Origin of the sequence: Thermosynechococcus sp. PKX95, assembly GCF_031583295.1 — a bacterium.
GTDB lineage: Bacteria > Cyanobacteriota > Cyanobacteriia > Thermosynechococcales > Thermosynechococcaceae > Thermosynechococcus.
The window spans coordinates 1,650,566-1,674,064 of record NZ_CP134171.1 but is presented as its reverse complement, the minus strand read 5'-3'; the positions used below and the strand labels follow the sequence as shown (position 1 = coordinate 1,674,064).

At 53.9% G+C, this 23,499-nt stretch carries 28 protein-coding genes; 11 read left to right on the top strand and 17 right to left on the bottom strand.

Annotated elements, in window-relative coordinates:
- Positions 1 to 2 precede the first annotated feature (2 nt).
- Entirely contained in the window at positions 3 to 1,016 is a 1,014-nt protein-coding gene (gene pstC, locus RHH81_RS08215) for a phosphate ABC transporter permease subunit PstC (protein ID WP_206199760.1), read from the bottom strand.
- 135 nt (positions 1,017 to 1,151) lie between these two features.
- A complete protein-coding gene (locus RHH81_RS08210) occupies positions 1,152 to 2,159 on the bottom strand; it encodes a PstS family phosphate ABC transporter substrate-binding protein (RefSeq protein WP_310438237.1) in 1,008 nt (335 codons plus the stop codon).
- A 271-nt stretch (positions 2,160 to 2,430) separates the two neighbouring features.
- Here RHH81_RS08210 and RHH81_RS08205 point away from each other — a divergent pair, with 271 nt between their 5' ends.
- On the top strand, positions 2,431 to 3,318 hold the full coding sequence (locus tag RHH81_RS08205; RefSeq protein ID WP_310742887.1) for an alpha/beta hydrolase: 888 nt from the start codon (positions 2,431 to 2,433) through the stop codon (positions 3,316 to 3,318).
- Here RHH81_RS08205 and RHH81_RS08200 read toward each other — a convergent pair.
- Genes RHH81_RS08200 through RHH81_RS08190 form a run of 3 tightly spaced genes read right to left on the bottom strand, consistent with a single transcriptional unit; the run spans position 3,315 to position 5,241 of the window.
- Positions 3,315 to 4,106 (bottom strand): YdcF family protein, encoded by a 792-nt coding sequence (locus RHH81_RS08200; RefSeq protein WP_206199757.1) that lies wholly within the window; start codon positions 4,104 to 4,106, stop codon positions 3,315 to 3,317. The two genes, RHH81_RS08205 and RHH81_RS08200, sit on opposite strands and share 4 nt — an antisense overlap.
- Positions 4,107 to 4,110: 4 nt before the next feature.
- Positions 4,111 to 4,842, bottom strand: a complete 732-nt coding sequence (locus tag RHH81_RS08195; RefSeq protein WP_310742886.1) for a photosystem II S4 domain protein — start codon at positions 4,840 to 4,842, stop codon at positions 4,111 to 4,113.
- Positions 4,843 to 5,241: a hypothetical protein gene (locus RHH81_RS08190; protein ID WP_206201667.1), complete on the bottom strand. Its 399-nt coding sequence runs from the start codon at positions 5,239 to 5,241 to the stop codon at positions 4,843 to 4,845. It abuts the gene before it with no gap.
- Positions 5,242 to 5,306: 65 nt separating this feature from the next.
- Here RHH81_RS08190 and rpmI point away from each other — a divergent pair, with 65 nt between their 5' ends.
- The 3 genes from rpmI to lgt are packed head-to-tail and all read left to right on the top strand — an operon-like array spanning position 5,307 to position 6,717.
- Positions 5,307 to 5,504 (top strand): 50S ribosomal protein L35, encoded by a 198-nt coding sequence (gene rpmI / locus RHH81_RS08185; RefSeq protein WP_149818467.1) that lies wholly within the window; start codon positions 5,307 to 5,309, stop codon positions 5,502 to 5,504.
- A 41-nt stretch (positions 5,505 to 5,545) separates the two neighbouring features.
- A complete protein-coding gene (rplT, locus tag RHH81_RS08180) occupies positions 5,546 to 5,896 on the top strand; it encodes a 50S ribosomal protein L20 (protein WP_149818464.1) in 351 nt (116 codons plus the stop codon).
- Positions 5,897 to 5,910: 14 nt separating this feature from the next.
- Positions 5,911 to 6,717 (top strand): prolipoprotein diacylglyceryl transferase, encoded by an 807-nt coding sequence (lgt, locus tag RHH81_RS08175; RefSeq protein ID WP_302676175.1) that lies wholly within the window; start codon positions 5,911 to 5,913, stop codon positions 6,715 to 6,717.
- Here the strand turns inward: lgt and RHH81_RS08170 are convergent.
- From RHH81_RS08170 to RHH81_RS13080, 3 genes are all read right to left on the bottom strand, one after another.
- Positions 6,714 to 7,304 (bottom strand): chromophore lyase CpcT/CpeT, encoded by a 591-nt coding sequence (locus tag RHH81_RS08170; RefSeq protein WP_206199753.1) that lies wholly within the window; start codon positions 7,302 to 7,304, stop codon positions 6,714 to 6,716. The two genes, lgt and RHH81_RS08170, sit on opposite strands and share 4 nt — an antisense overlap.
- Positions 7,305 to 7,365: 61 nt before the next feature.
- Positions 7,366 to 8,886, bottom strand: a complete 1,521-nt coding sequence (cobA, locus tag RHH81_RS08165; protein ID WP_310742885.1) for a uroporphyrinogen-III C-methyltransferase — start codon at positions 8,884 to 8,886, stop codon at positions 7,366 to 7,368.
- Positions 8,887 to 8,889: 3 nt separating this feature from the next.
- Positions 8,890 to 10,218 (bottom strand): M23 family metallopeptidase, encoded by a 1,329-nt coding sequence (locus RHH81_RS13080; protein WP_310742884.1) that lies wholly within the window; start codon positions 10,216 to 10,218, stop codon positions 8,890 to 8,892.
- Between the two features lie 616 nt (positions 10,219 to 10,834).
- Here RHH81_RS13080 and RHH81_RS08155 point away from each other — a divergent pair.
- On the top strand, positions 10,835 to 11,305 hold the full coding sequence (locus RHH81_RS08155; RefSeq protein ID WP_206199751.1) for a hypothetical protein: 471 nt from the start codon (positions 10,835 to 10,837) through the stop codon (positions 11,303 to 11,305).
- Here the strand turns inward: RHH81_RS08155 and ribD are convergent.
- Both ribD and RHH81_RS08145 read right to left on the bottom strand, forming a co-directional pair.
- Positions 11,277 to 12,416, bottom strand: a complete 1,140-nt coding sequence (ribD, locus tag RHH81_RS08150; protein ID WP_206199750.1) for a bifunctional diaminohydroxyphosphoribosylaminopyrimidine deaminase/5-amino-6-(5-phosphoribosylamino)uracil reductase RibD — start codon at positions 12,414 to 12,416, stop codon at positions 11,277 to 11,279. The two genes, RHH81_RS08155 and ribD, sit on opposite strands and share 29 nt — an antisense overlap.
- A 9-nt stretch (positions 12,417 to 12,425) precedes the next feature.
- Complete coding sequence (locus RHH81_RS08145; RefSeq protein ID WP_024125163.1) at positions 12,426 to 12,740, bottom strand: DUF6679 family protein; 315 nt, start codon at positions 12,738 to 12,740, stop codon at positions 12,426 to 12,428.
- Positions 12,741 to 13,030: 290 nt separating this feature from the next.
- On the opposite strand from RHH81_RS08145, the gene dnaK reads away from it, so the two are divergent.
- Genes dnaK through RHH81_RS08125 form a run of 4 tightly spaced genes read left to right on the top strand, consistent with a single transcriptional unit; the run spans position 13,031 to position 17,733 of the window.
- Positions 13,031 to 15,055 carry a molecular chaperone DnaK gene (dnaK, locus tag RHH81_RS08140; RefSeq protein WP_206199749.1) on the top strand — a complete coding sequence of 675 codons (2,025 nt, stop codon included), beginning with the start codon at positions 13,031 to 13,033 and terminating at the stop codon, positions 15,053 to 15,055.
- 49 nt (positions 15,056 to 15,104) lie between these two features.
- Positions 15,105 to 16,085 (top strand): DnaJ C-terminal domain-containing protein, encoded by a 981-nt coding sequence (locus tag RHH81_RS08135; protein WP_206199748.1) that lies wholly within the window; start codon positions 15,105 to 15,107, stop codon positions 16,083 to 16,085.
- A 3-nt stretch (positions 16,086 to 16,088) separates the two neighbouring features.
- A complete protein-coding gene (locus RHH81_RS08130; RefSeq protein WP_310742883.1) occupies positions 16,089 to 17,174 on the top strand; it encodes an acyl-CoA dehydrogenase family protein in 1,086 nt (361 codons plus the stop codon).
- Between the two features lie 46 nt (positions 17,175 to 17,220).
- The gene (locus RHH81_RS08125; RefSeq protein WP_255451731.1) at positions 17,221 to 17,733 is read left to right on the top strand and encodes a DNA-3-methyladenine glycosylase; all 513 of its coding nucleotides are present in this window, start codon (positions 17,221 to 17,223) and stop codon (positions 17,731 to 17,733) included.
- Here the strand turns inward: RHH81_RS08125 and RHH81_RS08120 are convergent.
- Complete coding sequence (locus RHH81_RS08120) at positions 17,724 to 19,415, bottom strand: SulP family inorganic anion transporter (RefSeq protein WP_206199746.1); 1,692 nt, start codon at positions 19,413 to 19,415, stop codon at positions 17,724 to 17,726. The genes RHH81_RS08125 and RHH81_RS08120 overlap by 10 nt on opposite strands.
- Before the next feature lie 285 nt (positions 19,416 to 19,700).
- Between RHH81_RS08120 and RHH81_RS08115 the strand changes: the two genes are divergently transcribed.
- Positions 19,701 to 20,000, top strand: coding sequence for a DUF6825 family protein (locus tag RHH81_RS08115; RefSeq protein WP_206199745.1), 300 nt, complete (start codon positions 19,701 to 19,703; stop codon positions 19,998 to 20,000).
- Here the strand turns inward: RHH81_RS08115 and RHH81_RS08110 are convergent.
- From RHH81_RS08110 to RHH81_RS08100, 3 genes are read right to left on the bottom strand one after another with little or no spacing between them, the layout of a single operon-like run.
- Positions 19,997 to 20,752 (bottom strand): DUF429 domain-containing protein, encoded by a 756-nt coding sequence (locus RHH81_RS08110; protein ID WP_310742882.1) that lies wholly within the window; start codon positions 20,750 to 20,752, stop codon positions 19,997 to 19,999. The genes RHH81_RS08115 and RHH81_RS08110 overlap by 4 nt on opposite strands.
- Positions 20,733 to 21,497 carry an EI24 domain-containing protein gene (locus RHH81_RS08105; RefSeq protein ID WP_206199743.1) on the bottom strand — a complete coding sequence of 255 codons (765 nt, stop codon included), beginning with the start codon at positions 21,495 to 21,497 and terminating at the stop codon, positions 20,733 to 20,735. The genes RHH81_RS08110 and RHH81_RS08105 overlap by 20 nt, the downstream gene beginning before the upstream one ends.
- 38 nt (positions 21,498 to 21,535) lie before the next feature.
- Positions 21,536 to 21,712 carry a hypothetical protein gene (locus RHH81_RS08100; protein WP_190278217.1) on the bottom strand — a complete coding sequence of 59 codons (177 nt, stop codon included), beginning with the start codon at positions 21,710 to 21,712 and terminating at the stop codon, positions 21,536 to 21,538.
- Between the two features lie 203 nt (positions 21,713 to 21,915).
- On the opposite strand from RHH81_RS08100, the gene RHH81_RS08095 reads away from it, so the two are divergent.
- On the top strand, positions 21,916 to 22,347 hold the full coding sequence (locus tag RHH81_RS08095) for an NfeD family protein (protein ID WP_206199742.1): 432 nt from the start codon (positions 21,916 to 21,918) through the stop codon (positions 22,345 to 22,347).
- Here RHH81_RS08095 and RHH81_RS08090 read toward each other — a convergent pair.
- From RHH81_RS08090 to RHH81_RS08080, 3 genes are read right to left on the bottom strand one after another with little or no spacing between them, the layout of a single operon-like run.
- Positions 22,334 to 22,762 (bottom strand): ferredoxin, encoded by a 429-nt coding sequence (locus RHH81_RS08090; protein WP_206199741.1) that lies wholly within the window; start codon positions 22,760 to 22,762, stop codon positions 22,334 to 22,336. The two genes, RHH81_RS08095 and RHH81_RS08090, sit on opposite strands and share 14 nt — an antisense overlap.
- A gap of 22 nt (positions 22,763 to 22,784) precedes the next feature.
- The gene (locus tag RHH81_RS08085) at positions 22,785 to 23,171 is read right to left on the bottom strand and encodes a DUF1257 domain-containing protein (RefSeq protein ID WP_206199740.1); all 387 of its coding nucleotides are present in this window, start codon (positions 23,169 to 23,171) and stop codon (positions 22,785 to 22,787) included.
- A gap of 20 nt (positions 23,172 to 23,191) precedes the next feature.
- Positions 23,192 to 23,401, bottom strand: coding sequence for a DUF2997 domain-containing protein (locus RHH81_RS08080; protein WP_190278215.1), 210 nt, complete (start codon positions 23,399 to 23,401; stop codon positions 23,192 to 23,194).
- Between the last annotated feature and the right edge of the window lie 98 nt (positions 23,402 to 23,499).

Here is a 23,499-nt window from a genome sequence, read left to right as displayed (position 1 = left end):
GGCTAGTACACCTCACGATAACGGCGACTCAAGAAGTAGCCCAGCACGTTTAAGATCAAGGTTGCAAAAAACAGCATGATCCCTGCGGCAAAAATCGACTGATACTCTAGTGATCCGTGGGGCAAGTCCCCCAAACTCACTGACACAATGAAAGCAGTTGTGGTTGAAGCCCCCTCTAGAGGATTAAACGTAAACTTCGGCTGTAACCCCGCGGCCACGGCCACAATCATTGTTTCGCCAATTGCCCGTGCCAGCCCCAAAATATAGGCGGCCATAATGCCAGAGATAGCAGCCGGCATGAGAACCTTGATTGCTGTTTGCAAACGCGTTGCCCCCATTGCATAGGATCCCTCCCGCAGTTGCAAAGGAACAGCTTGGAGGGCATCTTCTGTCAAGCTGGCAATATAGGGCAGCACCATTAGCCCCACCACAATACCTGCCCCCAACATATTAAAACCAGGCAGCTCAAAGTATTCCCAAGGTTCTTTACCAGGATTAAAGAATTGCTGAACACCAAGAATGATTTTCTGGAGAAAGGGAGTGACCACCAAAAGGGCAAAGTAGCCGTAAACCACAGTGGGAATACCCGCCAAGATTTCAAGGATAGGCTTGAGGATCTCCCGCGTTTTGGCAGGTGCAAACTCACTCAGATAGATGGCCGCAATCGTGCCAAGGGGAATAGCCACACAACTGGCCACAAAGCAGGTCGTGAAGGTTCCGGAGAGCAAGGGTAAGATACCAATTCCCACCGGCTCAATTAGAGGTGACCAGTCCGTGCTCGTAAAGAACTCCAGCAGAGCCTCAAAGAGAGATTCTTGGTGCACTTCCATCACCTTTTCAAAAAAGATGACTGTCTCGGCAAAAAGGATATAGATGATGACCAGTGTTGTTACGACCGATGAGATCGCTGCCAAAAAAAGAATGCTAGCAATGATCCGTTCGCGCCAAATCCTCACAGTACGGGATGGCAAGGCGACGGGGAGCTTCGTTGAGTAGGGTAGGGGCTGTTCTACCATGGGTATTATTCCAGCAAGCAAAAATCTTTTAGTTGGAATTTATCTTTTCAGAGAATCAACGACTGAGGTTGACAAAATGGGAAAAAAGGGTGGAGGGCTGATACCTCACACCCTTCATTAAATCAAAATATTAATCTATTGGGGTTGCATCCTCAGCAGTTGGTTGATTGTCAAGCCAATAGCCTCTTTGCCCCCAAAGATCGTACCCACACGGTTGCGGTTGAAGTTAGCCAGAATCGTGCGGTAGGCACTAGCCGGCAGAGGCACATACTTCACCTTTTTCACCATGGCCGGGGCATTATTTAGGTAGTAGGTGACAAACTGCCGTACTTCAGGCCGCTGCGCTGACTTAGCGTTGACGTAGATAAAGATGGGACGGGAGAGGGGCTGGTATGTCCCATTCAGCACGTTTTGCTCGGAAGGTGGAACAGGGCCTTTGCCGCTGTCAATGGCAACCGCTTTGAGCCGATTGCGGTTTTCCGCATAGTAGGCAAAACCAAAGTATCCAAGCGCACCGCGATCGCGAGCGATACCTTGGACTAACACATTATCATCCTCGCTGGCGGTGAAATCCTTGCGACTGACTTTTGATTTACCATTGATGGCCTCAGTGAAATAGTCAAAGGTTCCAGAGTCAGCACCTGGCCCAAAGAGTTTCAAAGGAACATTGGGGAAGCCTTGGCGCACTTGGCTCCAGTTATTGATTTTAGAATCGGGTTCCCACATCCGCTTCAATTCAGCAACCGTTAAGCTTGTTGCCCAAGTATTTTGAGGATGAACCACCACGGTGATGGCATCGTAGGCGATTGGCAGTTCAATAAAGTTGATACCAGCAGCGCGACAGTCAGCAATTTCCTTGGCCAGAATGGGGCGTGAGGCGTTGGAAATATCCGTTTCACCGCGGCAGAACTTCTTGAAGCCACCGCCTGAACCGGACACACCTACCGTAACGCGGACTTTGCCCCCTTGGGCTTTTTGGAAGGCTTCAGCAACAGCTTCGGTAATGGGGAAAACAGTGCTGGAGCCATCAATGCGAATCGTAGGTGTCCCTTGGGAAAAAGCAGCGGGAATCAGGCTACCCGACAGAGCCGCGATGGCTGCAACTACCCCTAGGCGGGCATAGCTTTTTGCAGATGTAAACATGGTGATGTTTCCTAGCGGAGTAAACAACGTTTTGCAAGTAAAGTACCTTCGGGGTGACGGTTGCCCACACATTTCAAAAAGGCGAACCGATCAAACTACCCTTTCGTCAGAATAAGCAACAGATTCAAGGGATTAGGTTAAGGCAAGGGAAAAATTTGGTTAAAATTTCTACTGAATGTTAGGGTTCAGTCATATTGTTGAGAGGAGTAACAACTTTACCGTTGATCGCGTTACATAGAGTTTTTTCAGGCAATTTGCAGGAGCGTTAGGAATGCCGTCATTGGCCTCTAGAACTTATCAGTGGCAGGGTCTTTCCTGCGCCTATCGCTTGAGTTCGGAAGAAGGGCAAACACCGATTCTTTTTATCCATCCAGTGGGGGTTGGCCTCTCTGGGCGGTTCTGGGATCGCTGTGTGGGTCATTGGCAGTTCCAAGGGGAAGGTTACTCATTTTATATCCCTGACTTGCTCGGCTGTGGCCAGAGCGCCCTACCCCACATTGCCTATTACCCCGAAGATTGGGCGGCTCAGTTACAGGTCTTTATCGCCTCTGAGATTCGCCAAGCGGTGATTCTTGTTGTCCAAGGGGCATTGTTTCCCGTAGCAATGGAGCTAGTGCACCTTGATCCCCAAGTAGTCAGGGCAATGATCCTCAGTGGCCCTCCAGCGGCTTCTCTCGTTTCTGAAAACACTGATCCTAGGTGGCAAAAGGTGCGCTGGAATCTCTTTGATTCTCCCTTGGGTTGGGGCTTTTATCTCTATGCCCGCCAAGAACATTTCCTGCGGCAGTTTTCAATCAAGCAGCTTTTTGCCAAGCCTGAGGATGTGGATGATGAGTGGCTAAAGATGCTGGCCGCTGGTTGTGCTGACCTTGAGAGTCGCCATGCGGTGTATTCATTCCTGTCGGGTTTTTGGCGGCGAGACTATCGTCAGAAAATGCGGCAGACTCAGCAGCCAGTGCTTGTGGTGATGGGGGATCAAGCCTCGAGTATCAGTCGGGAGGGTGGGGCTGAATTGCCTGAAGAACGGTTGCAGTTTTATACCAAGACATTTCCCAATGCTGAGGGAGTGGTGATTGCGGGGCGCAATGTCTTGCCCTATGAGTCAGCCCCTGCTTTTGTGGAGGCCTGTCAAGGGTTTCTGCGTGCTCAGGGTCTCTAAAGCCAACCTCTGAGTTTGTAAACGAGCAGACCTTGGTATTCCCGTAGGGCGATCGTGGTGATGTCCACGTTGTAGGGATTGGGGATCAGGCTGAGCAGCAGGTTTTGCCAAGTGGGCGATCGCGCGATCGACAGGTACCGATAGTCCGTGGGTGCCGGGATCACCTTCATTCCCAAACGGCGAAAAATAGCCACGGAGCGGGGCATGTGGTAAGCAGAGGTCACCAGCAGCAGATCCCCCTGAATTTGATGCTGCTCCAGAAGCGCTTTGACATTCACGGCATTTTCATAGGTGTTCAGTGAGGTGGTGTCTAGCAGCATCTTGTCTGTCGGCACACCGCAGGTGGCAGCAATTTCCGCCATGTCTGCTGCTTCGCCCCGCTGAAAGGCTTCGCCCAGCCAGTCAATACGCCCTCCACTGAGGATGAGATAGGGGGCATAGCCTTGGCGAAAGAGGTGGGCACCGTAGAGGATGCGATCGCCCCCTTCCGTGACTTCTACCCACGGCCTCGGCGCCGTTTGCGGGACAACCGCCCCACCGAGAACCACGATCGCGGCAGCTTTGGGCATGGGATCAGGGGGTAAATACTGTCGCTCTAGGGAAGCAATGAGAGCCGTTGCCACATAGTCATTGCCGCTCAGGAGTAAAATGCTCAGGGCAATCACAAGGGCGATCGCTGCCTGTTGGGGAGCACGCCAAAAGCGAACAATGGCAAAAACCAATGCCCAACAGGCCAAGGACAATGGATACAGCAGTGGCGGCAGTAATTTCGACAGCAGCAGAGCCATAGTGTTAGCGAATGCGCTCCATCTGGATGCGGTAGCGTTCTTTCTTTGTCACTTGAATCTCTTGAATCTGCAATCGCCCTTTGCCGCGAATGGCAATGAGGTCATTCACCTTGAGCAGATAGCGCGGTTGTTGCACCACTTGCCAGTTGACCCGCACTAGCCCTTGGCTAATCCACTCGCTCATTTTACTGCGGGAGACGCCAAAGCCGGCTGAGGCCACTGCATCTAAGCGCAATGATGCTTCGACGGTACTGAGGGATTTCCGTTGGGGGGGCGCTACGGCCAGTTCTGACCAGTCACAGAGATCGACGGTCACCGCTACAGTCCGCACTTGTTTTAAGTGTTCTTGTAAAGTAGGGACTTTTTCAGGGATGAGAATGACCTGTGCCCCCCGTTCCCCAAGGAGAATCACATCCCCATAATCGCCGTCATCAAGACCGGCATTGGCGATCGCTCGCTCAAAATCACTGTAGGTGGCGGGATCAAAGAGAAAGTTGCCTGTGATTCGCACCAAAGCAAGGGGCGGCTGTTGCTCCTCAAGACTGAGTTCAGTGGGGGCGATCGCCAGCCGACAGCGTTCCGCTTGCGGGTACCCCCCCCAGGCGAGACCATGAACATCGGCTCGTTGCTCAAGGGTGCGGAGTGCCTGCACTACCTGATCTGGCGGCAAAAAGAGGGTATGCACCACCGACCAAGTTTTAATGGCTCTCTCAAGGGCGGTCCCTAGGTCAAACATTTAGGCCTCAAGAAATTCGGGTAATTCCAGCCACTGGGCTAAGTGGGCTTTCACCTGTTGGCAAAATTGGGAGCGATCGCCAAATTTCTCGGTGCGGATTGTTTTGCGCTGCGCATCCAATGTCCAGCCATAGTCACTGCTGAGGCGGATTTTTCCCTGCCAGTCAGCGATCGAAAGCATTAACTGCGGGGCGGGGCTATTGTCCACCCCCTTGACGCGAAAGACATAGTTAAAGGTGTTTTGCTTGCCGGCAGCAACCGTTGAGGCTTGACCAAACCGCTCCTGCAAGCGCGATCGCACCCGCTCCACAAATGCCGCATCGCCTAAATCTTCTAGGGTGCGCATGGCCAAGGTAAGGGCAAAATAAAACTCTTCGACAGGAATGAACTCCAGTTCCATGCAGCTTGCCAAGACTCTCTTCAAAATAGTACACTAGTAAGCTGTGTCTAAAATAGGGCAAGGCTATGCCAAAGCTAAAAACACGTCGTGCTGCTGCCAAACGATTTCGGACGACGGGCAGTGGTAAGTTTGTCCGCCGTAAGGCCAACAAAAATCACTTACTCGAACATAAGGGGAGCGATCGCAAGAATCGTCTTTCCCACAAAGCCCTCGTCGATCCACGGGATTTTGAGCGAGTATCGCTGATGCTGCCCTACGCTTAATTGATAAATTTTCAGTTTTTGATCAAGGGTGAAATTGAACTATGGCAAGGGTCAAACGGGGTAACGTTGCCCGCAAACGGCGTAAAAAAATTCTCAAGCTCGCCAAGGGCTATCGTGCGGGGCACTCCAAGCTCTTCCGCACCGCCAATCAGGTGGTCATGAAGGCACTGTGCAATGCCTATCGCGATCGCCGGCGGCGCAAACGGGACTTTCGGCGGCTCTGGATTGCGCGGATTAACGCTGCTGCGCGTCAACATGGCATGAGCTACAGTCAACTCATGGGCGCCCTCAAAAAAGCCGATATTCAACTCAATCGCAAGATGCTGGCTCAATTGGCCGTGTTGGATACGGACGCCTTTGCCACTGTCATTCAGACTGCTCGCGCTGTTTAGAACCTATTCTAGGCATGATCGCCACTTTCCAATCCCCCGGTGCCACCCTTGAGCTAGGGTTCATCACCCTACGGTGGTACGGGCTACTCATTGCCGCCGCCGTCTTTATTGGTATTTGGCTGAGTCAACGCTTGGCACGCCAGCGGCAGATTGATCCTGATCTGATTGCGGATCTGTCGATTTGGCTTGTGGTTGCCGCTATTCCCGCTGCACGGCTCTATTACGTCGCCTTTAACTGGGGCTTTTACCAAAAGCACTTAGATCAAGTGGTGCAAATTTGGAAAGGCGGCATTGCCATTCACGGTGCCATCCTCGGCGGTATGCTAGCGATGGCGATCTTTACCTATGTGCAGCGGCTTTCCTTTTGGCAAGTGGCGGATGTCATTGCCCCTTCACTAATTTTGGGACAGGCCATTGGACGGTGGGGCAATTTCTTTAACTCTGAGGCCTTTGGTGCCCCTACGGATTTGCCGTGGAAACTCTATATCCCTGCGCCGCAGCGTCCCCCGGCGCTAATCAACGAAGCCTATTACCACCCCACGTTTCTCTATGAGTCCCTTTGGAACCTAGGAGTCTTTGTTCTCCTGCTGTGGCTCTTTCGTCAACCTCGCTATCAAAAACCGGGAACGCTCCTGATGGTTTATGCCATTGCCTACAGCTTGGGTCGCTTCTGGATTGAAGGACTGCGCATGGACAGCCTGATGTTGGGGCCGCTGCGAATTGCCCAAGTGGTTAGCTTGGTTGCGATCGCCCTAGGGGCTTGGGGACTCTTTCGCCTTTATTACCAAGGCAAACCGTTACCCGATTGGCAAACCGCCTAGGCAATAATTTCATCAGCAAAGCTCTGCCAGCGCACAAAGTGAAAGGGACCTGCCACGGAGCCCCAAACGTGCTCATCGGTTTCGGGATCCCGTCCGCGATCGTGGCTAATGAAGCGATCGCCATCAATTTCAAACGTGCTATCAAGATAGGTTTCCCGTCCTTTACGCACGACTTTACAGGCTTTGCCCGGCTCCACTTCACCGCGAAAGCTGTGCCCTGTCCAGTAGGTGAGCATATTGCAGCCACAGAGGAGTTCCAAATCATCGGCTGTCATCGCCTGAAGCCGCTGGCGATCGCGAGCTGCGCCAAAGAAGCGTTTTTCATCCTTGAGTACGTAATTTTTAATCACAATGTGATCATTGGCGGGCACCAGTTCTAAAACCCGTGTGCGGTAGGGGACACCTAGAAGATAGTCATAGGCCTGTTCCACATAAAGGGCAATGCCCTCCAAAAGACCACTGGGCAGGGGGCGCATACACACCCGAATATGGGCATAGAAGGGGGGATTCTCAAAGGCTTGGGCTTGGTTACTAAAATCCGCCGCCATCCAACGGCCAAGGGTCAGCACATCGGTTGCGTGTGTCATGCTCCACAATTGCCTTACAACAGTCCTTTTTTCACACTAGCGGATTGGTGCACCCAAAGCACTAAGTGATCCGTAATAACGCCTGAAGGAGTCCCTCAAGGGTATGCTCTGTGGCTTCAGTATCCACCCGTCCCAAGAGTTCGCGACAAGTTTGCGAGGTTTGCGGGCCAATACTGGCAATCTGCACATTCTGAAGTAACTCTGCCGCCTGCGCACCCACCAATTGGCAAAAGTGTTTCACCGTCTTAGAACTGGTAAACGTGACCATATCCACTTGACCCCCTTGCAGCGCCCCTAAGACTTGGGCATCAACGGTTTGGGGACAGCGGGAATCGTAGGCGGGCACCTCAACAACCTCAGCCCCAGCCGCTGTAAAGGTCTCTACTAGCACGGGTCGCCCACCCTTTTCAACCCGTGGGAAGAGAAAACGCAACCCCGCTACAGGTTCTGGGAATTCTGCCACTAGGGCATCGGCGACAAATTCACTGGGGGTGAAGTCAGCCACTAAGCCGTAACTGCTGAGGGTTTGGGCGGTTTTTTCGCCAACAACAGCAATCTTGAGACCCGCGAGGGTACGACTATCCTTGCCATGATGCTGCAACCGTTCCATAAAAAAGCTAACGGCATTGTGGGACGTGAGAATGAGCCAGTCAAAGGTATTGAGTTGCGCCAAAGCCTGATCGAGGGGCTGCCAAGAACTGGGGGGAACGATTTCCAGTGTCGGCATTTCTAAAACGGTGGCACCGGCGGCTGTCAGTTGCTGCGTAAAGTCACTCGCTTGCGCTGCTGCCCGGGTGACGAGAATGGTTTTGCCGTGGAGCGGAGACATGGCTGATGGGGAAATCTTCAAAAATTCAGGGAAGACCAGATCTAGACTAGCCAAAGGGTAGCGTTTTTGGGCGATCGCCCCCACAACCACGACGGCTGGTGCCCTGTCTGGAACGTGAGGCGTATTTAGATAGCTCTCCAACGTGCCGAACCAAAACTGTTGCTGCGGCTGGCCGGCCCATTGCAAAATTGCCAGTCCCTCAGCGGGCGATCGCCCCTGCCTCAACAATTGCTCGGCAATATATCGCAGGGAACGGGTGGCCATCAAAAAAATCAGCGTCTCCATTTGGGCGATCGCTGCCCAAGGAAGGGTTTCTGGCGCATGTCCCGACAGAATCGCTACGGACTGGCTCACATCCTTTGCCGTCAGACACAATCCCGCCAGCAGTGGTGCCGCCAGCGCTGACGATAGACCCGGAATCACCACCGCCTCTAGACCTGCCCCTAGGACAGCATCCAGTTCCTGATGCAAACGGCCAAACAGCCCCGGATCGCCACTTTTGAGGCGGACAACCCGCTGGTACTGCTGGCCATAGGCCACTAAAAGGCGGTTGATTTCTGATTGGGGAACTGCCTCAGCCCCTGCCCGTTTGCCCACCGCGACTCGCAAACAATCGGGGGGTGTGAGTTCGAGGAGGCGAGGGGAGAGCAGGGCATCGTAAAGTACCACCTGCGCCTGCTGCAGGCAAATCCATGCTTCGAGCGTGAGAGAGCGAGGGGTACCTAACCCCGCACCCACAAAATAAACCGCCAATGACTAGCCTTGGGTACGTTGCAGGAAGATCATTGGGTTGACCGCACCCCGCCCTGGGGGATGTATCTCAAAGTGAACGTGGGGCCCTGTGCTGCGACCGGTGCTGCCCATTTCGGCTATCTGCTGACCCTGCTCAACGTATTGGCCCATGCGCACCAAGTTGCGATGGTTATGGGCATAGAGCGTCAGGGTGCCATCGGCGTGGCGAATTTCCACCAGGTTGCCGAAACCACCAGAATTCCATTGGGAGTAGGTAACGACACCGGCGGCAGCAGCATAGATGGGCGTGCCAATGGGAGCAGCAATATCAATCCCGCGGTGCATCCGTCCCCAGCGCGGACCAAAGCCAGAGGTCAACACACCACGCGCCGGCCAGATAAAGTTGGTGGTTAGGCTAGGTAGAAAGCGATCGGAGTTGGGCAGAGGGGGTAGGTCGAGATTACTGGGTAAAGAGGGAGCCACAATTGAGCGTGCCACCTTGACGGGCACAGGGGGGGCAATGGGCTGTACAGTGGCAGGTGTTGGTGCTGTTACTGTTGTTGTTTGCGGGCGATTTGCAACAGTGGGCTGGGGTAGCGCTGGGCGAGCAGGCGGTTGTTGGACTGAAACCAAGGCAGGGGTGGTATGCCGCCGCCGCTCAGCAGCACGGCCAAAGGGAACAGGCTCTAGGGTTGCAGTTGAGGTCGATGCGGCTGGAGAGTTCACAACTGCCACCCGCTGCGAGAGTTGAGTCGTTTCCCCCTCGGCGGACTGTGGTTCAACTGCCGTCGTGGTTTGCTCCAAAGAGCCACCCATCGCAAAGGGGGTATCAATGGCCAAGGAAGCAACAACAGAGGTGGTGGCCTGCGTCACCAAATCCGCCAAGCTATCGGTGCGAACCCGCCGATCCACCACTTTGAAGGTCGGCTCAGAAGGACGGCTGAGACGGTCAAAGGAAGCAAAGGCAGAGAGGGTCAGCGCCGGTCTTCTGAGGGTGAGGGGGGCAAAACTGACTTGGGACTGGATGGTGCGTTGCCATGCCGTTTGGGTGACGCCCAAGAGTAGGTCGGTTTTGTCGGCGGATAAAAGATTTTCAAATTCCGCAAGCGGGTCTTGGCTTTCAGTACTGAAGAGGGAGGGGAGGTTGAGAGATTCGGGGCGAATGTCCTTTGAACCCAGATCGCGATCGCCTGCAAGAGTGGTCAAATCAAGGGCTTGCGTAGGCTGAATCAGAACAAAGGTACCCAGCAGGGGCAGACAGGAACAAAGGGAGCGCAGCGAACGACCAAGCATAGCAGCAGGCGCAAGAGGTGCATCCTGAGAGGCGGTAGGGGTACGACTATCGTTGCTCAAGGTAATCCTCCTCGCACACAAAATTGACAGTGATTCGACAAAGCGGTGAACCGAGAACACACATCATGAGCAATCGTCCAAGGTAGCCAGAGGCCACTCGCCGCATCTATGCCTAAAACTGTCCCAATCTGTTGTTTATGCAAAGGGTGTTTTGGCACCACGACGAAACTTCTAGGTGACTTTACCCAATCCACAACCAAATGACAAGCCACCCCCTTGCCTCGTCCTGCCCTCTCTGGGGGGGTGAATTACTTGCTGCAAAATAAAAATACGAATTTTCTACCTACTGGTCAATAATCAAAAAAACCTGAATTCATCACGACTTGGGCTTAATTACTACCCATGAAAGAAAAATCATTATTTCCAATAAATAAATAAGTAGAGTAAAGTTAGCTAATCAGTGTGTATAGTTTTTTTTAATAATGTAAGTCAGTTGACATCCTTCTCAGCGTTGGTCGTTCAATCAAAATTGTCCTATAACACTTGTGCCAAATTGCGCTAAAAGTGGCACATATTCATCTTCGCTCTTAGGAACAATTAGAGCAAGCTTGCTTGGTAAAATAAACCAGTTTGTAACGATTTTTGGCGATCGCCTTTTTGATGGAGCGTTGTCCCCATGACTTACCACAAGCTGTGGTTTCAACAAACAGCAAGCCGCCTCAAAGTCTTGCGTCCTTTTCCTCCCTTTAGTGTTGTCCAAAACTTTATTCGCGAATATCTTCCCAACCTCATTGACTATATGGATGGCCAAGGATTGGATCTGCGGGATCCACAGCACTGGTGGGAGAGTATCCACATTGACGGCATTTTGGAATTAGAAAATAGCGAGGGGGAAACCCTGCGGGTGGCGGCTGGGATTATTGAGCAGTGGCGCAATGCCAACGCTGCTCTGCGCCTGATTACAACCCCGGCAATGGCCAAGCTGCGGCGCGAGTCCCTCAATGTCAGCCAGCATTGGCTTTTTTATGTCTCTAGTCGCAAGCCCTACCCGGAGTCACTGTGGATTGATTTGCTCTATGAGCAGGCGGATACGCCCCCCACAGAAACGGGCTGTACCATTATTGAATTGACGGAACCCGAGGCCTAGGCGGTAGGTAGCCCACCACGAGAATGTCCTCGCCCACGGTTTGCCAAGTCACGTCCTCGAGGCACAAGGCCTCATTCATCTTGGTTAAGCCGAGATCGGCCACTGGGGCGGGGGCATCGGAGCCACCAATAATTTTTGGCGCAATAAATGCCCACACTTTCTGTACCATGCCTTCGGCGATCGCTGCCGCTGCAAGGGAACCGCCGCACTCCCAAAGCACCGTCATAATGCCCCGTTGATGCAGCTCTGCCATAACGGTGGTCGGTGTTAGCGGCTCTCGGTGCACCACCTCCACGCCCCGTGCCTGCAATTGGGGAATGAGGGGATGTTGGGGTGAAGCAGCGGTAACCACCAATGTTGGAGCCGTGGTCGTTTCCCACAAAGAGGCATTCGGCGGTAGATCAAGGGTACGACTCATCACCACCCGTAGGGGATTGCGCTCATGGCGCGAGGTCAAAAGGGGATTATCCAGACGCACGGTATTGCCCCCCACAATCACGGCATCGCATTCAGAGCGCAGTTGATGCACCATGGCGCGTGCGGCTTCACCACTCACCCAGAGACTGTGGCCGGCACTGGAGGCAATTTTGCCATCGAGGGTCATGGCGTATTTGAAAATGCCAAAGGGACGCTGATAGCGCACCCGATGCACAAACGCTTCGTTCAGGCGTTGACACTCTGCTTCCCGCACGCCGACGGTGACTTCTATGCCTGCTGAGCGCAGCCGTTCTACCCCCGCCCCCGCTACTTGGGGATTCGGATCAATCATGCCCACCACCACCCTGGGAATACCCGCCGCTATAATCGCCTCGGTACAGGGGGGCGTGCGGCCATAGTGGTTGCAGGGTTCAAGATTGACGTAGAGGGTGGCCTTGCTGAGGAGGGGGCGATCGCTCTCGCTGACGCTGCGCAGGGCAAACACCTCGGCATGGGGTTCCCCTGCCTTGGGATGAAACCCCTCTCCAATCACCCGTCCCTCCGCCACAATCACACAGCCCACGAGGGGATTTGGAGCCGTACAGCCTTTGGCACGAGCGGCTAACTCAAGGCAGCGCCCCATGTACTGGGCATCAATCGTGGCTATCTCCTCCACAACGGGGGCTGAGCGCATGGGTAAGAATCAACGCTCGTGTTCGGTTTCCGAGGAATGCTTCGGCAGTTGCTCCGCCTCTGGACACTCATCCGCAATGGGTAACTCCGCATAACCCCGCGGAACTGCTGCGAGCCGCCGTGAAATCGAGCCAATGCTTTCGATATTGACGATCTCTTCCCAAGCACACACTTCGTCGTCTTCCTCCGTTTCGTAGCGGATGGTAACAACATTCCCTTCGATGTCCACAATGCGTGCCCGGTCAATCAGGCGTTGTTGATCCCGCAAGTAAATCCAGACTTCTTGGCCGTCGGTATAGAGTTGATAAAGCTTGCGGTGTAGCATAGAACGGTCTCCTTCTCGGAATTGGGCGTAGCAACAGTTGATAAGCTGTGCTGCAACCTCTTGCCTGTCATCTTACCGCTAGACTTCAAAAGATGAGCAGCGGTGAATGGGAGGTGTGGGGACTGAGGTTGTTCATATCGTTGTAGCGATCGCGCAGCACAGGGGAAAGAGTGATTCTCTGACGGTCTGGGGCAGATCTCGTACAATCGAATAAGCGTAACAAAGGGTAAATAATCCGTTACTATAACGCTATTCATTTATTCTAACCAGTGCGGAGTCGTTCAAACGGCATGGGCAAAATTGTTGGCATTGATTTGGGGACAACCAATTCCGTCATTGCTGTGTTGGAAGGGGGAAAACCCGTTGTGATTGCCAATGCAGAAGGCTCCCGCACCACCCCCTCTGTGGTGGCCTTTGGCAAAGATGGCGAGCGCCTTGTGGGTCAGTTGGCGCGGCGACAGGCGGTGCTCAATCCCCAAAACACCTTCTATGCCGTGAAGCGGTTTATTGGCCGCGAATACAGTGAACTGACGGCTGAATCCAAGCGGGTACCCTATACGATTCGCCGCGATGAATCGGGTAAAGTGCGCATCAAGTGCCCACGCTTGCAACGGGAATTTGCCCCCGAAGAAATTTCAGCCATGGTCTTGCGCAAGCTGGTGGAGGATGCCAGCCGCTATCTAGGGGAACCCGTCACCGATGCGGTGATTACTGTCCCCGCCTACTTTAATGATTCGCAGCGGCAAGCCACCCGTGATGCTGGGCGGATTGCGGGTCTGAATGTGCGGCGGATTATTAATGAACCGACGGCAGCAGCCCTTGCCTATGGCCTCGATCGCCAGAAGGAGCAGACGATTCTCGTTTTTGACCTTGGCGGTGGCACCTTTGATGTCTCCATTCTCGATGTTGGCGATGGCGTGTTTGAGGTGAAGGCCACCAGCGGCGATACCCAACTGGGGGGCAATGACTTTGATAAGTTGATTGTGGACTGGCTAGCCGAAGACTTCCTCGCCAAAGAGGGCATTGATTTACGGCGCGATCGCCAGTCGCTACAACGGCTCACCGATGCTGCCGAAAAAGCCAAAATTGAACTTTCAGGCTTACTGGAAACCAATATCGATCTGCCCTTTGTCACCGCCACAGCGGATGGGCCAAAACACATTGAAACCACCCTCAGTCGTCGCCAATTTGAAGACCTGAGCCAAGACCTGCTGCAACGGCTGCGCTATCCGGTCGAACAGGCACTGATGGATGCCCATTTAACCCCCGCTCAAATTGATGCCGTGGTGCTAGTGGGTGGCGCGACGCGGATGCCCATGGTGCAGGATCTGGTGCGGCAGATGATTGGCCGTGAACCCAACCAAAATGTCAACCCCGATGAGGTGGTGGCTGTTGGTGCCGCCATTCAAGCAGGCATTCTCGCCGGGGATATGAAGGATATCCTGCTGCTGGATGTAACCCCCCTTTCCTTGGGTGTGGAAACCATTGGCGGCGTCACGAAGGTGCTGATTCCCCGCAATACAACGATTCCGGTGCGCCGCTCCGATATTTTCTCAACCTCAGAAAATAACCAAAGCCAAGTGGAAATCCACGTCGTTCAAGGGGAGCGAGAACTGGCAGAACACAATAAGTCCTTGGGACGCTTTAAGTTAACGGGAATTCCGCCAGCGCCTCGGGGGGTGCCCCAAATTCAAGTATCCTTTGACTTGGATGCCAATGGCCTGCTCCAAGTGGTGGCCTTGGATCGCTTTAGCGGTCGTGAGCAAAGTGTGGTGATTCAGGGGGCATCAACCCTCAGTGAAGAGGAAATTCAGCAGATGCTCTTGGATGCCGAGACCAACGCTGCCAGCGATCGCCAGCGGCGGGCACGCATTGAGAAGCGCAACCGTGCTCAAGATTTGATTCACCGCGCTGAACGTCAATTGCGGGAAGCGGCTCAGGAATTTGGCTATCAATTTGCCGCTGATCAGCGCCGGAGTATTGAGGCCCTAGTGCGGCAATTGCAGGAGGCCATTCGCAATGAGGACGATCGCCAGATTGACCTCACCTATGCGGCTCTTGAAGAGCGGCTCTACGACTTTGTCCGCCAACTGCGCCTCAGCGAAGAAGCATTGGAAGACGATGAGGATGTCTTTAAGCTGCCCAACCTCAAGGAAGCAGTCAATAAAGGCCTTGATGCGGTGCGGGGTCGAGAGCGGCGGCGTGACGATTATGAGGATGAGTGGGATGAGCCACCCCGGACGCGGCGTTCTCGGGGGTATTCCCAGCGCAGTGATTCAGCCGCATGGGAGGATTGGGATGACGACGACTGGTAGAACTTGTTTGCATTGTTTGCCGCAACTGTGAGTGTAGATAGGACTGTCGATGCGTAATTTTCGAGATTACTACCAGCTTTTGGGCGTGGATCGAGGTGCGAGCACTGAGGAAATTAAACGTGCCTATCGGCGGCTGGCGCGGCGGTATCATCCCGATATGAATCCGGGCGATCGCGCTGCTGAAGAGAAGTTCAAAGACATTAGTGAAGCCTACCAAGTCCTAAGTGATCCGGCTCGCCGTGAGCAATACGATCGCTACGGTGAATATTGGTCACAGCCCGGCTTTCGCACTCGCCCTTCCCAACGTACCACTATGGCTCGGCGCAATGGCACCAGTGTCAGGGAAGAACCCGACCTCAGTGAAGATAATTTTCAAGAGTTTTTGGATCAACTGTTGGGTCGGCGATCGCCCCGCACCTCTACGGTTGCTGCGGATCCCCCCCGTCGCTCGCCTACGATAGACACAGACTACTTTCGCCCCGGCACCGTCAAAACCGCCTATACCGCTGTGAGTCGTCGCGACGCTGAAGCCACCCTAGAAATCCCCCTCGAGAAGGCCTACGAAGGGGGACGGGAGCGGATTCGCCTTGGGGATGGACGCTCCTTAGAAGTGACGCTGCCACCGGGGATGGTTACGGGTCAGCGGATTCGGCTGCGGGGTCAAGGTACAGGTGGAGGTGATCTCTATCTGAAAATTCAAGTGACGCCCCATCCCCTCTTTCGCCTTGAGGACTACGACATCGTCTGTGAACTCCCCGTGACCCCCAGTGAGGCTGCCCTCGGCGGCCAAATTGAAGCCCCGACCCTCGATGGTTGGGTGAAAATGATGGTGCCAGCAGGGGTACGCACAGGCCAACGTTTGCGACTGGCGGGTAAGGGCTATCCTCGCCCCGATGGCGATCGCGGTGACCAACTGGTGGAAATTGTCATTACACTGCCGCCCCAACTGAGTGATGCTGAACGCGATCTCTACCGGCAACTTCAGGCCATTGAGTCCTACAACCCCCGTGCCCATCTGGCGTACTCCTAAACTATGGATGCCTTGGTCTTTGCTGACCCCGCAGCGCAGCCTCTCCTAGAGGACATTCAGACCTACCTCAGTACCGTTGTTGCGCCAATTGCCAACCGCATTGATCAGCAAAAGTCCCTTTTATCGGAAAGTCTGCAAGCCCTAGGGAATTTGGGCATTTTTCGTTTGGCGGTACCCAAGGCAAGGGGGGGATTGGGGTGCGATCGCCGTACCCTGTGGCATTTGAACTTGCAACTAGCGCAAACCTCCGGTGCCCTTGCCTTTTTGGTGGCACAACATCAATCCGCCTTGGGGATCATTCTTGAACATCCTGAAGGGAACGTTGCCCAAACCTACCTAGCGGACTTAATGAAGGGGCAGATGTTGATTGGTGTCAGCTTTTCCCACCTACGCCACAACCCAGTGGATCTACAAGCTCAACCGACCAGCGAGGGCTACCTCTTGCGGGGAACACTGCCTTGGCTCAGTGGCTTTCAGCACATGACGATGTTTGTCGCCGCAGCTCCCCTACCGGATCAGCGTCTTCTCTTTGCCCTCATGCCCTTTATCAATGCCCAACAGGCCACTGGCGGAATTTTGCACCTCTCATTGCCCTTGCCTCTAGCGGCTGTGCCCTCAACTCAAACGGTGCAAGCAGAAGTGGTGGATTGGTTAGTCCCGCCGGAAGATGTAGTGGGTATCAGTGAGGTGGATTGGATGGCCGTCCGCGATCGCCAGCAATTGCTGCGGGGCAGTGCCGCCCCCATGGGTTGTGGCCGTGCCAGTTTGCAGATTCTCGCTGAGAGTGCCGACGCCAAAGACCTCTATCACCACTTTCGCGATCGCTGGCACCGCCTTTACGACCAAATTCAAGAAGAGCTAGAGAACCTGAATCCCCCCTACCATGCAAAACTGCGCGCCGCCGCCATTCACCTTGCCGTCCAAGCGGCTCAGGCTGCCCTGATGACAACGGGTGGCAGTGCCTTGATGCTCAGTCACACAGTGCAGCGTCTCTATCGCGAAGCCATGCTCTACACCGTCTCTGGCTTGAATGCCCCCGTGCGCCATGCCTTGATGGAGGATTTGTTGCTTGAAAAGGGTTCCCATTGAGCAAGATCAGTGTCTGCCCCTTGAGTGGTTGGCTCGCCCTGCCCCAGTGGTTGCCCAAGAATTACTGGGGTGTCTTCTCGTGCGACAGCAGGCCAATGGTCAACTCTACCGAGGCCGTATTGTTGAAACTGAAGCCTATATGGCCGGCGACCCCGCGTGTCATGGCTACCGTCGCCAAACGGCTCGCAACGCCCCGATGTTTGCGGCACCAGGGACAATCTATGTCTATCAAATCTATGGCATTCACCACTGCCTGAATATCGCCAGCGATCGCCCCAATTTTGCCAGTGCTGTTCTCATTCGTGCCCTTGAGATGCTTAGTCCGCCCTTGCCCCCCCGCAGTGCTGCTGGTCCGGGGAAACTGTGCCAAGTCTTGGGGATCGATCGCCAGCTTTCGGGCTTGATGCTAGGGAAAGAGAGCGGCCTCTGGTTAGAAAAGCCACCCCAACCCCTAACAGCCCCTGTGGTACAAACCACTCGCATTGGTATTTCCCAAGGTCAGGAGATTCCGTGGCGGTGGTATGTGCAGGGCAACCCGGCGGTCTCCCGTTATTCGTAGCTGCCCGTTGTCACCTCCAGCAATTCCTCCGGTTGGTGGAGAAACTGAATGGCCTTTTCGAGGGCTTGTCGGCGATTGCTCACCACATGGTCTGCCGGCAACCGATCCAAAATACGGAAGCGTTGCAGCCGCTGTTGCACCTTATCCGCCGAACCATTCACGAGAAAAATTGCTAAACGATGCTTTTGTGCCTCTTGGATGAGTGACTCAATGGCCAACGTTGCCGTTACCCCCAACAGGGGCACACTGCTGACATCCAGAATCAGCACCTTATAGTCCGACATGATCGCCTGCCGCTGGGAAATTGCCCAAGCGGAGCCAAAACTCATTGGACCCCCAAGGTGGAGGAGCAACAGTTGACCCTTGGCTTCGCGGAAGAGTTCTTTTTCCTCGGGGGTGAGGGGCGTTTGATCATCGGCGTGGGTAATCGCCTTCACATCCTCCGATTGCAGATCCGCCAAGCGCTTGATCGTCAGCATATTGGCAATAAAGACACCCACACCCACCGCCACAATCAAATCCACAAAGACCGTCAGCAGCATCACACCATACATAATGAAGGCCGCCCGCAGGGACAAGAGGTGGGCACGTTTGAGAAAATTCCAGTCAATGATGTCAATCCCCACCTTGATCAGAATCCCCGCCAACACGGCATTGGGAATCGGTTCCGTCAAAGGCGCAGCCCACAGCACCACCATCAGTAGAATGACAGCGTGGATCATGCCCGATAAGCAGGTGCGTCCCCCCGCTTGAATATTCACCACTGTGCCCATCGTGGCACCGGCACCGGGCAGACCACCAAATAAGCCGGACAGTAGGTTACCAATACCTTGGCCAATCAGTTCCTTATCGGAATCGTGCTGGGTGCGGGTAATGCTATCGGCAATCACCGAGGTCAGGAGCGAATCAATACAGCCGAGCATCCCCAGCATTGCCCCGTCCACAATCATCGTTTTCAGCGCAGGCAGTGTAAACGTCGGCGGCACAAACGCTGGCAGCCCCGTGGGAATCGTGCCAATGCGGGTCAAACCGGCATCCGCAAAAAACACCATTGACAAAATCGTGCCTAAAACCAAGGCGAGAAGCTGTGGCGGCACAATTCGCCGAATTTTCTGGGGCGTGAAATAAATGAGTCCGAGGGTGAACAAGCCCAAGGTAAGGGCAGCCGAGTTCAGGGTTTGAATCCACTCTGGCAAGTTTTGCACTGCCCCCAAGACCCCCCCTTTACTGCTGTGCCCCAACAGTGGACCAATTTGCAGCAGGATCATGATCAGGCCAATTCCCGACATAAAGCCAGAAATCACGGTGTAGGGCATGAGGGTGATGTATTTACCCAACCGCAACAGACCAAAGAGGATTTGAAAACCGCCCGCCAGCATTACCACCGTAAAAGCCATGTATAACCCCTGTTCGGGATATTCACTGGTCAGGCGGGTGATCACTGCCGTCATCACGACGGTCATCGGCCCTGTCGGATTGGAAATGAGTGTTGGCGTGCCCCCAAAGAGAGCCGCAAAAAAGCCAAGAAAGACGACGCAGTACAGTCCCGCCGTTGCACCAGCCCCAGAGGTGACCCCAAAGGCCAAGGCCATCGGCAAGGCGACAATGGCGGCAGTCAGCCCACCAAAGAGATCGCCGCGCCAATAGCGAAAGTGAACTCGATTAACTAAATTTGTTAGCATTTCTGCCCCTTTTGGCGAATCTAGAGAGGGTGTCATAGCGAAATCGCTGTTAAGAGCACTCCCTATGGGAGTATCCTCATAACTTGTAGCTATGGTAAGAAAATATTTAATTGATATAATTCTATGCTTTAGGGGAGACAATCGGTCTAGGGAAAACATCAAAGAATTTCTTATCTGTCCTATAGGCAAAAAGGGGAGAATCGGCAGAGAGCGAGGCTTGCTCACTGTAAAACTTTGTTACACTCAGGGATTGAGAGCAGCAACTTACGAGGTCATGACACTCCTATGAGTCAATCGCCGCTGGATGCCTTTTTCCTTGGTCGAGCAACCGCAACGCTCCTGCGTGATCAGGCGCAGCATCTATTTGTGGAATTCCTAAGTCAACTGGGGCGATTTGATGCCGAGCAGCAGCAGCGGCTCCATCAATTCATGGAAGAGGTGCAAGCTCGTGCCCGTCAAGAAGCAGAAATGGTGGTGCCTCGGCGTAGCCAACAAGTGGATTGGCAAGCTTTGATTGATGATTTGCGGGCGGAAATTGCTGCTCTACGCACGGAACTGCAACGCTACCGCAATCGCGAAAGCTAGGCACGCGGAACAACAATATAGCCAGTTTTTAAGTAGGCATCGGTTGATGCTGGCTTTGGGGAAAAAGACTCACCACCCAAAACCCAGTGGCGATCGCGCCCCCAATACCACCAATAGGCTGCCGTGTAGGCACAGAGAACGGCATCGAGTTGATCTTCAAGAGCCTTGAGGTCTCGCCCGTTGCTGGGGATTTCGATAGTGAGTTCTAGTGCTAAGGGTGGCTCACAGTGGGGAAGCTGGGTGGCCATTAAATCCCTAAGCTTGGCTAACCCTTTGGCTCGTTCTGCAAGGCGGCCTTTTTTGTATTTAATGATTTGGTCAAGCTGAAAGAGGGCGATCGCCGTGGCATGGGGGAAGACTTCAATTTGAAATCGCCCGTGTGCTTGGGGGGCGATTGTAGGCGCATGGCGAAACCCCCGTTGGCTAAGGGCTTGACTAAAACCCGTGGTGTGCTGCGCAAAGGGGGATTGCTGATTGGCCGGATAGCAGCCGGCGTGATAGCGCCCAAGCAGTTGGTGAGCTTGGCGATCGCAGGTACGCATTCCCCGCGAATTGGGAATAATGAGGGGGGCATCCACCGCCACCATGGCTGCTTGCGCAGAGGGTGCATCGCGATCAATCCATGCCAAAAGTTCATCCGTATCACGGGAGCGATCGCAAGCGACCAGCGCCAAATCTTGTCCCTGCCACTGCAAACAGCAGTACCCCGACGCTCCCCCCCGCCACGCCAGATCAACGCCGAGAAACCGCATTCACTGCCATCAACTGTTGTTGCGGTGGATGATCTTGAATCAGCAAAGCAGCAGCCACAACTCCCACTGGCGGTACCAGCACTAACCCCACGAAGGGAATGAAGAGTGCCAAAAACTGCGCTAGACCAAGACCATAGATTTGTGGCGTATAGGCACGGGTCAAGAGCTTGCGCTCTCTCAAAGAGGTGCTGTGTTTTTCAAGGAGGTAATCAAAGCTGCTTCGCCCTAGAAAGAAACTGTTAACGATCGCCATCACGATAGGTTGCAGCGGCCCTGTTAGAAATGAAAGCAGCAGGAAGATCACCTGCAACACTGCATCCCGCAGCGCAAACCAACCACCGATAATAGCGTTCAATAGATCGCGCCGCCACCCCACCTCAATCGTTTGTCCCGTGGTAATTTTTTCAACACGGTTGAGCAGCGGACCAAGGAAAGGAATCACCACAAGGGGAATCAGCGTTTGATAGCCAATTAGGGCCAAAAAGACAGCAATGAGGGTTGCCAAAATATCAATGAACCCTTGGTATAGCCACTGCCATTCCCCACCCACAAACCAATAATCACCAATGACTTGAACAGCCCAGAAAGCAGCAATGATAAGCGTTACCCCCAGAACGAGGCTCAAGCAGGCAGGTAACAGTAGATAGCCCCAAAGACGATAACGGGCGATAAAAAAAAGACCACGACCAAAGGCAAAGAAACCCGCCTGAAACCGCCGTCCTGCTGCCCAAAGCTGCTTGATCACTCAATCATTCTTCTAGAAGCCCCTAGGAAAATCCTAGCCTATCCACGGCGGGGCGGTGTTCCTTCATCATCCGGCGGCGGCGCATCGGCAACAAAATCAGGGGTATTGACCTGTTCAGCACGGGAAACTGGCGTTGCTGTCGGTCGCCATAGCCAACTGGTCAACAGTCCAAGGGTGAGAAGTCCCACCAAGAGGGGAATGAATAGATCCGTCATCGTTGTTCGCCTCGTTGAAGTCATTATTGTACAGAATCGGATGAATCTCTCTTGAGTGCTGGCTCTCTTGACGCAGTGGGACTCTTGTAAGTTCCAGTGCAACCTTTCGCAAGAATTGAATACACTCAAAACGGTTAAACCTGCTCGCTGTAGCCGCAGAGTTTGAGCTATCGTTGAAGTGGCTGCCTTCGGTGATAAGAGCAATGCCCCTGTCTCCCTTTTGGATTTGGTTAATTGTTGCCATCATTCTTTTTGTGATGGAGCTTGTTTTGCCGACGGCTTTTATGGAAGCCACTCTCGGTCTCAGCGCCCTGATTGTTGCCTTTCTCTCGTTTCTGATTCCCAGCTTTTCAATACAGATTCTCCTCTGGATGCTGCTCTCCGTTGTGGTGGCCTTTCTCCTGCGGCGGTATCAACCAAAGCGAGTTCCCCCCGTCCTCAAGGAAGCCGCCGAGGCGGAAACACTTACGAAAATCCCCGCTGGCGAGACGGGGCGAGTGCTGTACGAAGGGATTTCTTGGCAAGCTCGCTGTGGTGATCCCCGCTTGGCCATTCCCGAACATCAGCGGGTGATTATCATTGGCCGTCAGGGAACGACGCTGATTGTGATGCCCGAGGATGCTATTCAGTCCTAGGCGGCGATCGCCGTTTCTTGCGGTGCGTGGTGGCTGGATCAATGGGGAAACCGGCAAGGGGAACCACCTGCTCAAGGCGTTCTTTCTCAAGCCGTTTTAATTCCGTGTAATCTACCCAGTGGATACAGTCAACGGGACAGGTATCAATGGCTTCTTGAATCAGTTCAAGGGGGTCACCATCTTGGCGTACCACCCGCGATCGCCCGTAGTTCGGCTCGATGTAAAACGTATTTCGCGCCACATGGGCACAGTGTTTGCAGCCAATACAGGTAATTTCATCGACATAGACACCGCGCTGACGGTGAGTGCCCCCGAGTTCAGGTTCGTAGCCGCTGCGAGGTTCACTTTGGCGAAGTTGGCCGCCAAGTTCTGGCTCTAAACCAAGGGGTTGCCCCTCTGCCCCGTGCCTCTCCATTGTTTTGAATGATCTTCAACGGCTAGGAACGCCAGCGTTGCAATACGAGCTTGACACTCCCATCGGCCTGCTGTTCTGTGGCCTGCACTTGGAAGCCCTGTTCAGTAGCGGATTGCAACACCGCATGGTAGGCATAGCGCTGAGTGACTTTATTCAAGAAGCGATCCACTGACCATGCCTGCTGCCAAAACTCCAAATCTGCCACTAGCTCATACTCGGTGCCATTCCAGCGAAAGCCAATGTCATAGCCGTTGTCTTGGGGAACAACGACTTGAGCCGTTTGGGTTTGACCGCGAAAGCCGCGCACTTCTTGGCAGCCAGATTGCCATGGTAAGCCCAAGTCCGTTAGGGCAGACTGGAGGGCGGGTAAACTGCGAATTTGGGTTTTGATTTGGCTGAAGTGCGACATGGATCACCAATCCTCAACGATTACCACTGGGAGGGGACAGATTGAACAACCAATTGATTTTCTTCCTCTTGGGGAGCGTAGTATTCTGCGGTGGGCTGTTGGCTAATGACACACCCCAGCTGCGCTTCAATGGCAGCAGTCACCTCAGCACAGGATGCCCCAGAAATTCCCGTCACCGTTTCAACGACACGGCCATCGGGATAAATCACGAATTCAAGGGTTTCTAGCATTGGCACAGCCTACTCCCTCGCAGTTATGACAAACCGCTCACGAGGATAAAATTCAAGTCCTAACCTATGGAACTCATTGTGACGAAGGCTAACCAAAG